The following is a 12810-nucleotide window of genomic DNA, read 5'->3' on the forward strand; positions in this document are numbered from 1 at the left end:
ACCGCGCCTGCATCCGCCGCGCGCGGTGCGTCGTATATGAGCACATGTGATTCCAGAACCTGCACTTGTGACTGACGGAGACCCTTCGCGATGCACCCGGAACTTTCAATGTCGCGGCCCGGCCGGCGGATCGCCGTCGTCGGCGCCGGCATCGCGGGCCTGGCCAGCGCGTACTTGCTGGCCCGCCGTCACCGCGTGACGCTGTTCGAGGCCGCCGACTATCTCGGCGGTCACACGCACACGGTCGACGTCGACCTCGACGGCGCATGCCACCCCGTCGACACGGGCTTCCTGGTGTTCAACGACCGGACCTATCCGAACCTGATCGCGCTGTTCGACGAACTGGGCGTAGCCGCCCATTCGACCGACATGTCGTTTTCGGTTTCGGTCGACGGCGGCCGGCTCGAATGGGCCGGCAGCAACCTGAACACGGTGTTCGCGCAACGCCGCAACCTGTTCTCGCCGACCTTTCTCGGGATGTTGCGCGACATCCTGCGCTTCAACGCGTCCGCGCACGATCACCTCGAATCGGCGAACCGGCAGCGCCTTTCGGTCGGGGAACTGCTCACGGCCGGCGGCTACGGCGCATCGTTCCAGCATCACTACCTGCTGCCGATGGCGGCCGCGATCTGGTCGAGCGCGGCCAACGACATCCTGCGGTTTCCGGCGGCGACGTTCCTGCGCTTCTGCCTGAATCACGCGTTGTTGCAGGTCAACAACCGGCCGACCTGGCGCACCGTCGCGGGCGGCGCGCGGCAGTACGTCGAGCGCATCGCCGCGACGCTCGACGACGTGCGGGTGAATACGCCGGTGCGCGCGATACGGCGCGACGACGCGGGCGTGACGGTGGCGACCGATACAGCCGGTCACGAGCGTTTCGACGCGGTCGTGCTCGCGTGCCATGCGCCGACCAGCCTGGGGCTGCTCGCGGATGCCAGCAAGGCCGAGCGCGACGTGCTCGGCGCCGTGCGCTACCAGCACAACGTCGCGGTGCTTCACACCGATACGGCGTTGCTGCCGCGCCGGCGGCGCGTGTGGTCGGCGTGGAACTACCTGGGCGGCCGGCCGAGGCGCACGGGCGGCGAATCGCCCGTGTGCGTGAGCTACCTGCTCAACCAGTTGCAGCCGCTGCCGTTCCGCTCGCCGGTGGTCGTCACGTTGAATCCGGTCGACGAGCCCGCGCCCGACACCCTGCTCGGCCGCTACGATTACGCGCACCCGCTGCTCGACCTCGCGGCCGTGGATGCACAGCATCGCCTGCCGATGCTGCAGGGGCGGCGCAATACGTGGTTTGCGGGCGCGTGGACAGGCTACGGGTTCCATGAGGATGGACTGAAATCGGCGTTGCGCGTCGCCCGCAGCTTCGGCATCGCGCCGTCCTGGGCGCGCCCATGAACGCGCCCTTTGCCCGCGACGGCATGGCCGCCCGGCTGCTCGTCGGCACCGTGATGCATGAACGGCTGCGGCCGGTGCGCCATGCGTTCGCGTATCCGATGTTCCAGGTCTGCTGCGACGTCGAGCGGCTGGACGAGATCGACGCGGGCTGGTTCGGCATCGATCGCCGGGCCCCGCTCGCGCTCGCTTCCCGCGACTACGGCCCGCGCGACGGCCGCGCGCTCGGCCCGTGGATGCGCGATGCCCTCGCGCACGCCGGCATCCCCGCCGACGGCCCGATCTGGCTGCAGACGATCCCGCGCGTCTTCGGCTACGCATTCAATCCGGTGAGCTTCTGGTACTGCTACGACCGCGCGGGCCGGCTGCGTGCGCTGTACGCCGATGTGCGCAATACGTTCGGTGCGCACCACGGCTACCTGCTGAGTGCGCCGCGCCACGCGCCAATCGACGCCGACACCGTGCTCGTCTGCCGCAAGACGTTTCATGTCTCGCCGTTTTGCGACATCGTCGGAGACTACGCGTTTCGCGTGCGTCAGTGCGGCGACCATCTGAGCGTGGCGATCGACTATCGCGACGACGACGGCCTGCTGCTGCGCACGGCAATCGGCATGCGGTCCGCGCCGCTGACGGCGGCACGCGCATGGCGCGCGCTGGCCCGGCAGCCGCTGAACGCGATCAACGTCGTCATTCGCATTCATTGGCAAGCGCTGCGGCTGTGGCTCGCGCGCGTGCCGTTCCACGGCAAGACGCCCCCCGGCCGTTCCGCCGCTGCCGATTCACCATTGTCCCGTTCGCCGGGCGCGTCGCCACGCGGCCGCTCGGCGATGTCCGATCACGAGGCTCGACCATGACCTTGCTGCGCCTGCTGTCTTCCGCCTCGCAACCGGCGATGCCGCTCTCGGCCCGGTTGTTCATCGCGCTGCTCCGGCAAATCCACGACGGGCACCTGACGCTCGTGACGCCCGAAGGCGCTCAGCATGTGTTCGGCGATCCCCACCGCCAGCCGGCCGCGACGCTGCAGGTGCGCGACTGGCGGGCATGCCGTGCGATCCTGCGCGCGGGCGACATCGGCTTCGCGGAAGCGTATCGCGCCGGCTGGATCGACACGCCCGAGCTCGTCGCGCTGCTGCGCCTCGCGATCCGCAACCAGCCGGTGATCGCGAAGACGGTGACCGGCGGCCGCCTGGCGCGCCTCTGGTACGCGCTGCGTCACCGGCTGAGGATGAATACGCGGGCCGGCAGCCGCCGCAACATCCACGCGCACTACGATCTCGGCAACGACTTTTACGGATTGTGGCTCGACGACACGTGGACGTATTCGAGCGCCTGCTTCGACGGCGACGCGCAGCGTTCGCTCGCCGACGCGCAAACGGCGAAGTATCAGCGCATCGTCGATTCGCTCGGCCTGCGCGCCGGCATGCACGTGCTCGAGATCGGCTGCGGCTGGGGCGGGTTCGCCGCGCATGCCGCACGGCAAGGCATCCGCGTGCATGGCGTCACCGTCTCGCAGGCGCAATACGCGCTGGCCCGCGAGCGCATGGCGCGCGACGGGCTGTCCGATCGCGTCACGCTCGAATTGCGCGACTATCGCGACGTCGACGGCCAATACGACGCGATCGTGTCGATCGAGATGTTCGAGGCCGTGGGCGAAACGTTCTGGCCGGTGTACTTCGACACACTCCGGCAGCGCCTGAAGCCCGGTGCGCGCGCGCTGATTCAGTCGATCACGATCATCGAGTCGCTATTCGACGCGTATCGCACGTCGAGCGACTTCATTCGCGAGTTCATCTTTCCCGGCGGGATGCTGCCGAGCCCGGAGCGTTTCGTCGATGCCGCGCGGCGGGCCGGCCTGGCCGCCGAACCGGTGTTCGCGTTCGGTGACGACTACGCGCGCACGCTGCGCACCTGGCGCGCCGCGTTCGAGGCGCGCATCGACTCGGTGCGCGCGCAACGGTTCGACGAGACGTTCATTCGTACCTGGCGCCTCTATCTCGCCTATTGCGAAGCGGGATTTGCCGAGCGGCGGACCGACGTGATGCATTTCATCGTGTCGTCGGGCGGCTGACATGAGGCGCCGGCTTGCGATGCTCGCTGCGGCTGCGGCCGCGGCTGCGGCGCTGGCTGCCCCCTTGTCCGCCGGCGCGAGCTGCGTCGACGACATCGCATCGGCCCGCCTGATCGGATCCGGCCGGTTCTGCATCCTGGGCATCTGTCTGTACGACGCCGAGCTGTGGGCGCCCCGGCCGCCGGGCGCGTTCGACACGCCGTTTGCGTTGTCGCTGGCCTACCGTCATGACGTGAAAGGCGAGCGGCTCGTCTCGACGGGCATGGACGAGATCGAGCGCCTCGCACCCGCGCCATTGCCCGCCGCGACGCTCGATGCATGGCGCCGCGATATCGAACGGGCGTTCACCGACGTATCGCGCGGCGACGTGCTGTGCGGCGTGTACATGCCCGAGCGCGGCGCACGTTTCTACACCAACGGCCGCCTCACGGCCGACGTGACCGACCCGGCGTTCGCGCGCGCCTTCTTCGCGATCTGGCTCGACCCGCGCACGCGGGCAAAAGCGTTGCGCCGTCAGTTGCTGGGCGACGATGCGCGCTGAGTCGACGCTGAGTGATGGCGACGGGTCCGGTGTATCGACGCTGCAACGTCGCTCGGCCGGGCAGTTCGTCAGAGATCCGTCTCGCTACGTGATTCGCCATGGTCGACAAGATGCACTTGCCTGAGAAGACCTGCGAGACCTGCGGCTTGCCTTTCAGCTGGAGAAAGAAATGGAAAGCCGCTTGGGACGAAGTCCGATATTGCTCGGAGCGTTGCCGTCGGAACCGGCGGCCGCGTGCCCGCATGAAGACAGACGCTGCGCGTCGTTGACTTCGCATTGGTGAGCCGGTCGCGAGCGGCGCGCGGGCCTGGATAGCGCTTCGATTGAGCCGAGACGGAATGCTCGCCCCGGTTTCGGGCACCGCGGATCGATCGGCACCGGTGCGCGCAGGCGCGCTCGCGAGAGCGCCCCCCTTCCTCGCGGCCGTCTGGATTGCTGCATGCCCGGTTGCCTTCAGACGGCTCACTCCGGCCTGTCCCAGTTGCCCGACGCCTGCGTGAACGCCCGGCCATGTTCGTTGGCGCGAGCGGCCGCAGGCCGGATCCCGTAGCATCGACTCACAAATGCGAGACACGATCGATTCATGCATCGAAATCGCATGCCATCCTGCGTACTTCCCGGCCCATCTTGACCCACCTTGATCATCATCCCATTGACCCCGAAAGTCGTTTCGCATGCGATACAGACACGCAATTCGCTTATAAAAATGAGCGCTCACATGCTGAAAACGCAATTTCCCGATGCTGACGCGGTACTTGACGCACAAACTTCCGGTACAAATTATTTCATGAATCACTTTTCCGCTTCACTTTCCGGAAAATTTGCATACAATCCAGCTGTGCCGCATGAATCGACCGAGGGAGGCCCCGTGCCAACACGTAATCACGACATCAAGCCGCGCCGGTTTCCGGCGTGTCCGGCTTCATTGGTGGTGCGCGTGTCCGTCGCCCCGGCACGCAGCCCGTCACACCACGCCGGTGCGGCGCCCGACCGGCCGATTGCAGCGCGCTTGCGGGTCGCTGCGCTGCAGCGCGGCCAACGCTGCCGGCACCGCTCGCCACAGCTGACCGACCGGTGCGCAGGCGCCAGCCCGAATGGCGCACTGCCCGAACGGCAATCGACCCCCGTCGCGGCTCGGGCATGTCCGACGCTGCTCGTCACCGGCGGCCTGACCGCCTCCGACGACACGATCGAGCAAGTCGGCCTGCACGTCAGCGAGCGCGTCGAATCGGTGTCGCGGGCGCTACGACAGCCCGGCCAGGCCGTCGACGCGCTGATCGCCGAGGTTTCGTCGTTGCAGATGAATCTGGCGATTCAATTCGTGTCGCTGGCACAGGCGCGCCGTGTCCGCGCGGCCGCGATCATCTATGAGTACGGCAGCGTGCAGGCCCTCGCGTTGATCCGCCTGGCAGGGTTCCACCTGTTTCGCTCGGTGGGCGGGCGCATCGACCACACATTCGTCCTGACCACGTTGCAACAATCCGCCGCCGTCATGCTCGCAGCCACGCCGACGGCGAACGACCCCGTGGTGCGGTTCCGCCGCGACGTCGGCGGCTGGGCCCCGGCAACGCCAGTGGGTCCGTCGTGCGGGATCCGGGCCGGATCTCCGGTGACGTTGCCGGACCGCCATGCACGCCCGCGCGCGCGCAGGTGAGCGGCACCCGGTCGACGCGTCGTCGAAATAGCGGCGGCGTTCACCCGTTTTTTACGCAACGAATACAGGCAAACCATCGCATCGCCTCAGTCGCGATCCATCGCATCCCCCTAACCTCGAGAAACGAACCGAAATGGGCAATCTGATCGACGCTCCCGAGCACACCTTGACTGCGATCGACGAGGGCATTCCTCTGTCGCACATCATCCGTCGTCGGCTCGAGAACGCGGGCGCGCGCTTCCATGCAAACGACAACATCGCCGTGCACCTGCGCGACGGGGAGCTGGATGCTCTGCAGAACGAAGTTGCGCAGGGAATGGAAGCCGTGCTGCGCTCGCTCGTGATCGATGTCGACAACGACCACAACACGCGGGAAACCGCGCGGCGCGTCGCGAAGATGTTCATCCGCGAAGTGTTCGCGGGCCGCTACGACGCGGCGCCGGCCGTCACCGAATTCCCGAACGTCGAGCGGCTGGACGAGCTGCTGATCGTCGGGCCGCTGCGCGTGCGCAGTGCCTGCTCGCATCATCTTTGCCCGATCATGGGCCGCATCTGGATCGGCGTGCTGCCGAGCGCCGCGTCGAATCTGATCGGCCTGTCGAAGTACGGAAGGCTGGTGAACTGGGTCATGACGCGCCCGCAGATCCAGGAAGAAGCGGTCAAGCAGATTGCCGACCTCCTCGAATCGCGCATCTCGCCCGATGGGCTTGCCGTCGTACTCGAGGCCGAGCACTTCTGCATGCATTGGCGCGGCACCAAGGACGACCAGGCAAAAATGACCAACAGCGTGATGCGCGGGAAATTTCTCGCGGACGCATCGCTTCGCCGGGAGTTTCTCGCGTTGTTGTCCGGAAAGCATGCGTAAAGCGCGCGACGGGCATGCGCGACGCATGGGCCGGCACCGTGCCCGGCCATGCGCCGCGCCGCTCGTCAGCGCGTGCGCGTAACAGCAGGAAGCGCAACGCCATACGGAGTTCCCGATGAACTGTTCGCACGACTCACTCCGCCCGTCTTCCGGCCAGGGTCGATCGACGACGCCGCATTCAGGCAGGCAGCCGCGCCGGGGCGCGTCCCACGCGCGGTCGCGCCCCGGCGGCAGAACCGAACTCACCGCCGATGCGGTCGTTCAGCAGGACGAAGCACCCGACGCGCAGGCGGAGCTCAACCAATTGCTGGCGCGCGTCGCCGCCGGCGACGAGCACGCGTTCGCGCAGCTGTATCGATTGACGGCGGCGCGGCTGTACGGCGCGATCGTCCGCATGATCCGCGACCGCCACGAAGCGGAGGACCTGCTTCAGGACGTGTTCACGACGGCGTGGCGTCGCGCCGATTCATTCGACGCCGGACGCGGCACGGCGATGACATGGCTGATGACGCTCGCACGCAATCGGACCATCGACCGGATGCGGCAGCACCGTGAGCTTCCGCTCGACGACGAACTGGCGCTGTCGATCCCCGACGAAAACCCGACGCCCGATCTCGGTGCGCAGGCGAGCCAGGAGCGCCTGCGTCTGGAGCGCGGGCTCGCGCATCTGGGCGAGCGGCAGGCGTATGTGCTGCGGGAAGCGTTTCATGGCGGCGCGTCGTACGCGGAGCTGGCCGAACGCATGCAGGTGCCGCTCGGCACGATGAAGAGCTGGATTCGCCGCAGCCTGATGCGACTCAAGGTGTATCTCGAGCAATGAGCGCGCGAATCGCTTCGCGGTTCGATCGCGCTGCGCGGGTCGGTCCGCGCGGCCGTTGAATCGGCATGAGCTGCGGTGGCGGCAGCCCGCCGCCGGCTCGATGGAGAAGCGGCAGCATCGCGACCGCAGGCCTGCGATATTTCATCGTGATGTCGCCCAATCCGATGTTCCGGCACTCGGGTCGGCGAGCTGCCCGAAACGTCGTGACGGCAGGATCCGGCTCACCCGTTCATCGAAGGCGTGGCGAACAGCAGCGAAAGACCTGCCACAGTCGTCAACAGGCACCGCAACGCGAAATACCAGGCCGGAATGAAATCCTTGCTCCACAGGACGCCGTCGACGGCCGCGCAGGCGACGAGCACGATCGCCATTCCGGTGAGCCGCGCGCCGACGCCCGGCATCATGAGCACGGCCCACGCCAACAATGCGGGAATCACGCTCCACCCGTAGAGAATTCGCTGGCGGGTCGGCGATTCGGATGCGCGCAGCGCGACACCCCAATGCACGGCCCCGACGAACGACGCGATACACGCGGCGTAGTTCAGCAGCGCGTGCACGTAATCGTCATTGGCAGCCGACGCGTGGACACTCAGCCACGACAGCGCGACGAACGGCGCCAGCCCGGCCAGTGCCAACGCTGCGGGAACGCGGTAACGATGCAGCGCCGCACGCATGTCATGACCTCGGCGGAACGATCAGCGCGCCCTGGCCGCCATCGACGCCGAATTGCTGGCCGGTCACCCATGACGCATCGGCGCTCAACAGGAACGCCGCAAGCGCGGCGGGATCGTCGCCGACACCGAGTCGTCCGAGCGGATTGGCGTCCGCGAAGCGCTTCGCGACCTGCGGCGCACTCGTCAGACGCGCGGACATCGCCGAGACGATCAGGCCGGGATGAATGCAGTTGACGCGAATCCCGCGCGCCGCGTAGGTGGCGGCCGCCACCAGCGCGAGCGCGCCAACCGCGGCTTTCGCGCTGGCGATGGCTTCATGGTTCGGGAACCCGGTTCTCGACGCGACACTGCCGAACAGCACCGCACTGCCCCCGGCCTGAGCGGCGAGCAACACGCGTACGAACGCGCGCAATGCGTTCCATGCCGAGAAGTAATTCGCCGCGAACGCGTCGTACAGTTCGGAATCCGAAGTCGAATGCATCGGCTTGACGACGATCGAGCCGACGCAATGCGCGAGCCCGTCCGGCACGCCGAATCGCTCGATGCCTGCCTCGAGCGCCCGATCGAGCGCCACCGCGTCAGTCGCGTCGGCGGGCGCAACGACCACGCGCTCGCGCGACATCGTGTCGGCAAGGGCGCTGAGACTGTCGGCGTGTCGGGCGGTGAGCACCATTGAAACGCCCTTGGCGTCCAGCCGCCGCGCAAGTGCGCTGCCAACGGCCCCCGTTGCCCCGCAGATCCAGACAAAAGCCATGGTGACTCCTGTTTGCAAGCGCCCTGCGCGCACGGCGCTTGACGACCGCCGCCAGATGCGCGGCGCGGGCCGCGCCGTGCCATTCGTTTACGAGTTCTATTCTATGCCATCCCTCATCAGGATGAAGCGATATTTCGACTCACATTTATAAAATGAGTCACGATATACGTGTCGCTCGGCTCAAATATAGCCCTCCTATGCCGAACATGACGTAGAATCAGGTATAAGCGCGAGGAATTTGCGCAATATTCTGCATTTTTTAAGACGAATCAGATGACCTCATTTTCCGATTCACGCGCCCGCATCGCGATCGTCGGCGCGGGAATCGCCGGGCTGGCCTGCGCGCGCGTCCTCACCGATGCGGGCCACCGAGTGACGGTGTACGAGAAAAGCCGTGGCGTCGGCGGGCGAATGAGTACGCGCCGCGCGGACGGCTGGCAAGCCGATCACGGCACGCAGTATTTCACCGCGCAACATCCGGCCTTCGTCGCCGAAATATCGCGATGGGTCGCCGGCGGCGCAGCCGCCCCGTGGGCCGCGCGCGTCGCATCGATCGGTTCGGCCTGGCCACGGGCACTGCTCGCGCCAGCTCAGCGATATGTCGGCATGCCGGGCATGACTGCACCGGCTCGGCACCTGTCGGCCGGAATCGAAACGGTGCCCGAGACGACGATCACGGCGTTGATGCGAGACGAACATGGCTGGCGACTGATCTCGGCCGAGCATGGTGCGCTGGACGCGCGTCACGACGTCGTCATCGTCGCGGTCCCGGCGCCGCAGGCCGTCCCGCTCCTGCGGCGCGCCGAACCGGGTCTCGCGGTGATTGCCCAGCGTACCGGGATGCGCCCGGCCTGGGCCGTGATGGCGCAGTGCGGCCATGTGCCGGACCCGGGATTCGACGCCGCATTCGTCAATTCCGGCCCGCTTGGCTGGATCGCCCACGACACGTCCAAGCCCGGGCGCACCGGCGCGAGCACGTGGGTGCTGCACGCGACGCCCGACTGGAGCCAGGCTCATCTCGAGGCGCCGCCCGAGCAGATAACGCGCACGCTGCTGGATGCCTTTCGAGACATCGTGGGCGCCACCGCCGACACGGCAACCGCCCATCGCTGGCGCTATGCCGAGCCGGCGCCGTCGTCTGTCGCGACGCCCGGCCGCTTTGCGTGGCGGGCAGGCCCGCGCATCGGACTGTGCGGCGACTGGCTGGGCGGCGGCAAGATCGAAGGCGCGTGGCTCAGCGGCACCGGCCTCGGCGGCGCGGTGGCCGACACCCTGATCACGCTCTGAACGGCGGCGACCGATGACGGAACGGCCTACAGCGAGTCGATATTCCGCACCACGCTGTCCGCCTGCATGCGAATCGCTTCGAGCGCCTCGTCATCAAAGCGCGCGAGCTGCCGATAGACCATCCCAAGCCGGTGGTTGTGCTGCAGCGCGCCGCGGTGCCGGTCGAAAAAGTCCCAGTACAGCGCGTTGAACGGGCATGCGCGCGCGCCGGTTCGGGTATTGCGGTCGTACGCGCAGCCCTTGCAGTAATTGCTCATCCGATGGATGTACGCGGCGCTGGAAACGTACGGCTTGGTCGCCATTGCGCCGCCGTCGGCGTATTGACTCATGCCGAGCGTGTTCGGCATCTCGACCCATTCGAACGCATCGATATAGACACCGAGATACCATTCATGCACCTCGTGCGGATCCAGCCCGGCCAGCAGCGCAAAGTTGCCGATCACCATCAGCCGCTGGATATGGTGCGCATGCGCGTCTTCGAGCGACTGCCGCAGCGCATGCGACATGCAGGCCATGCGCGTGCGGCCATCCCAGAACCAATGCGGCAACGGGCGGCGATGACCGAACGCATTGCTGTTTTCATAGCCCGGCATGCGCGCCCAGTACACGCCGCGCACGAACTCGCGCCAGCCCAGGATCTGCCGGATGAACCCTTCGACCGCGGCAAGCGGCGCCGCACCGCTGCGATACGCGTGCTCGGCTCGCGCGACGACTTCGCGCGGATTCAGCATTTTCACATTGAGCGCGAACGACAGCATCGAGTGGAACAGGCGCCGCGCGCTCCCGTGCATCGCGTCCTGGAACTGCCCGAAGAACGGCAGCGCGTGCAGGATGAAGGCGTCGAGGCAGGCGAGCGCTTCGGCTCGATCGACGGGCCAGCGGAAGTCGCCGGCCGACGGCTCCCCGAAGCTGCGCACGCCCGCCGCAACGATCTGTTGCCACAGCGCGCGATGATCGTGATGCGGACGCCAGTCGGCCGGTTCCGCAGGCGAGCCGGACCACGCCTGGCGGTTCTCGGCATCGTAGTTCCACTGCCCGCCTGCCGGCCGCCCTTCCCCGTCGAGCAAGACACGATGCCGCACGCGCATGCTCCGGTAGAAGCGATCCATGATCCATGATCGGCCCGCTCCGAGCACCTGCGTGACCTCGTCGCGCGTCGTATGGAAATGACCGGTATCGACCGCGCGTACCGGCACGCTCGCCGCTTCCGCATAGGCGCTCAGTTGCTGGTCAACCCGCCATTCGTCCGGCAGCAGATACTCGATGCACGCGGCGCCATGAAGCTCGGCGACACTGTCGAGGTTGGCGGGAATGGCCTGACGATTGAGCGGGTCGTCGATCTCGATGTAGTGCACGCGATGGCCCGCATCGCGCAACAGCGTCGCGAAGCGGCGCATCGCCGCAAAGATGGCGATCAGCTTCTGAGCGTGATGGAGCGTGTAGTCGGTTTCCTGCCGAACTTCCATCAGCACGTAGATCGTTTCGGCCCGGACATCGGAAAACCAATGATGATTCGGGTCCAGCTGATCGCCGAGGACAAGCCTTAAAGTCTTCATGGGACGCTTCGCGATTGATGATCGCCGCCTGGGTTGTCGAGACACCTGCATCGCCACTTCGCGGCACCGCTGCGAAGCATTCTAGCCGGCTCGCGCTTCACGAACCACCTTTTCGGACGAAAATCCGCAAGATGAATCACTTTCCTGCTTCGTATTTCACGCAAACTGCGTACAATCCTGAGACAACGGTACGTCAACTTCAGGAGAGCAACGATGCCCCCTCGCAAGGATCGCGATACGCCCCATCGCTATCGCAGCGGCGAGGCCGCGCGCCTGGCTCGCATGCCGGCAGCCACGCTGAGAATCTGGGAACGGCGCTATGGGGTGGTTGCTCCGCCCAAAACGCCGTCCGGCCAACGGATGTACTCGGACGACGACGTCCAGCGAATTCGTTTGCTGAAAACGCTCGTCAATCAGGGCCACGCGATCGGCTCGATCGCCAGCCTGAGCCACGAGGAACTCGAAGCGCTGTCGTTGACGAATACGCGTGACGCGGCGTTTCACGAGGCAAGCGTGAGCCTCGCGGTCGTCGGCGCGCTGTCGATTCCGGAATCCGCGATCGAGCGCATGGGAATCCGGATCGCCGCGCGAATCGACTCGCTCGACGGCGCGAGCGCGCACGCGGATACGCCGGTCGACGCCCTCATCGCGATGACCACGTCGCTCCACGAAGATGTCGTTTCGCAACTCGCTGCCTTGGCGCAACAGCTCAACGCGCACGCCGTGGCCGTCGTATACGGGTTCGGCACGGCAGAGGCGGTCGAGCTGGCGCGTCTGTCGGGGTTCGAGCTGTTCCGGTCGACGGAAGGCCAGACCAACCCGATCGCCATCATGTCGAAACTGGCACAAGCCGTCGTCAAGTCGCGCCAAGCGAATGACGCGGATCGCGGGCTCTGGCTGCGCACCCGGCGACGCTTCGACGATGCGACGCTCGCGTCGCTCAGCGGCCTGTCCACCACCGTCAAATGCGAGTGTCCGCGGCATCTGTCCGAATTGATCATGCAGCTCGGTGCGTTCGAGCGATACAGCGACGAATGCGTGTCGCGATCGCCGGCCGATGCGCTGCTGCATCGCCACCTTGGCGACGCCGCGAATCGGGCAGCCGAATTGCTCGAGACGGCGCTGGCCGTCATTCTTCGCGAAGAGGGATTGGGCGGAACGCCGCCGGAACTGAAGGCGCTATAGCACGGCAAGCGCCG

13 protein-coding genes and 1 pseudogene are annotated in these 12810 nt (G+C 66.7%); 10 read left to right on the plus strand and 4 right to left on the minus strand.

Annotated elements, in window-relative coordinates:
* Positions 1–108 precede the first annotated feature (108 nt).
* The 8 genes from CFB41_RS32305 (at position 109) to CFB41_RS32340 (ending at position 7340) form a co-directional block, all read left to right on the plus strand.
* Positions 109–1395 carry an NAD(P)/FAD-dependent oxidoreductase gene (locus CFB41_RS32305; protein ID WP_370539153.1) on the plus strand — a complete coding sequence of 429 codons (1287 nt, stop codon included), beginning with the start codon at positions 109–111 and terminating at the stop codon, positions 1393–1395.
* Positions 1392–2246: a DUF1365 domain-containing protein gene (locus CFB41_RS32310; RefSeq protein WP_089459396.1), complete on the plus strand. Its 855-nt coding sequence runs from the start codon at positions 1392–1394 to the stop codon at positions 2244–2246. The genes CFB41_RS32305 and CFB41_RS32310 overlap by 4 nt, the downstream gene beginning before the upstream one ends.
* Entirely contained in the window at positions 2243–3460 is a 1218-nt protein-coding gene (locus CFB41_RS32315) for a cyclopropane-fatty-acyl-phospholipid synthase family protein (RefSeq protein WP_089444258.1), read from the plus strand. The genes CFB41_RS32310 and CFB41_RS32315 overlap by 4 nt, the downstream gene beginning before the upstream one ends.
* Before the next feature lies 1 nt (position 3461).
* The gene (locus CFB41_RS32320; RefSeq protein ID WP_089459397.1) at positions 3462–4001 is read left to right on the plus strand and encodes a chalcone isomerase family protein; all 540 of its coding nucleotides are present in this window, start codon (positions 3462–3464) and stop codon (positions 3999–4001) included.
* Between the two features lie 110 nt (positions 4002–4111).
* The gene (locus CFB41_RS32325) at positions 4112–4270 is read left to right on the plus strand and encodes a DUF2256 domain-containing protein (protein WP_373558640.1); all 159 of its coding nucleotides are present in this window, start codon (positions 4112–4114) and stop codon (positions 4268–4270) included.
* Between the two features lie 449 nt (positions 4271–4719).
* Positions 4720–5655 carry a hypothetical protein gene (locus CFB41_RS32330; RefSeq protein WP_256941330.1) on the plus strand — a complete coding sequence of 312 codons (936 nt, stop codon included), beginning with the start codon at positions 4720–4722 and terminating at the stop codon, positions 5653–5655.
* Positions 5656–5788: 133 nt separating this feature from the next.
* Entirely contained in the window at positions 5789–6520 is a 732-nt protein-coding gene (folE, locus tag CFB41_RS32335; RefSeq protein ID WP_089459400.1) for a GTP cyclohydrolase I, read from the plus strand.
* A gap of 115 nt (positions 6521–6635) precedes the next feature.
* On the plus strand, positions 6636–7340 hold the full coding sequence (locus tag CFB41_RS32340; protein WP_089459401.1) for a sigma-70 family RNA polymerase sigma factor: 705 nt from the start codon (positions 6636–6638) through the stop codon (positions 7338–7340).
* Between the two features lie 82 nt (positions 7341–7422).
* Here CFB41_RS32340 and CFB41_RS38910 read toward each other — a convergent pair.
* The 3 genes and pseudogenes from CFB41_RS38910 to CFB41_RS32350 all read right to left on the minus strand — a co-directional run.
* Positions 7423–7506: pseudogene (locus CFB41_RS38910) on the minus strand (succinate dehydrogenase, cytochrome b556 subunit); the annotation flags it as partial.
* Positions 7507–7561: 55 nt separating this feature from the next.
* On the minus strand, positions 7562–8014 hold the full coding sequence (locus CFB41_RS32345) for a DUF3429 domain-containing protein (protein WP_089459402.1): 453 nt from the start codon (positions 8012–8014) through the stop codon (positions 7562–7564).
* Position 8015: 1 nt separating this feature from the next.
* On the minus strand, positions 8016–8768 hold the full coding sequence (locus CFB41_RS32350; RefSeq protein ID WP_089444265.1) for an SDR family NAD(P)-dependent oxidoreductase: 753 nt from the start codon (positions 8766–8768) through the stop codon (positions 8016–8018).
* A 273-nt stretch (positions 8769–9041) separates the two neighbouring features.
* On the opposite strand from CFB41_RS32350, the gene CFB41_RS32355 reads away from it, so the two are divergent.
* The gene (locus tag CFB41_RS32355) at positions 9042–10055 is read left to right on the plus strand and encodes an NAD(P)/FAD-dependent oxidoreductase (protein ID WP_089459403.1); all 1014 of its coding nucleotides are present in this window, start codon (positions 9042–9044) and stop codon (positions 10053–10055) included.
* 26 nt (positions 10056–10081) lie between these two features.
* Here CFB41_RS32355 and CFB41_RS32360 read toward each other — a convergent pair whose 3' ends face one another.
* Positions 10082–11611, minus strand: a complete 1530-nt coding sequence (locus CFB41_RS32360) for a cryptochrome/photolyase family protein (protein ID WP_089459404.1) — start codon at positions 11609–11611, stop codon at positions 10082–10084.
* Positions 11612–11824: 213 nt separating this feature from the next.
* Here CFB41_RS32360 and CFB41_RS32365 point away from each other — a divergent pair, with 213 nt between their 5' ends.
* Entirely contained in the window at positions 11825–12796 is a 972-nt protein-coding gene (locus CFB41_RS32365) for a MerR family transcriptional regulator (protein WP_089459405.1), read from the plus strand.
* Positions 12797–12810 lie beyond the last annotated feature (14 nt).

Origin of the sequence: Burkholderia sp. AU33803, from assembly GCF_002223095.1 — a bacterium.
Lineage (GTDB): Bacteria > Pseudomonadota > Gammaproteobacteria > Burkholderiales > Burkholderiaceae > Burkholderia.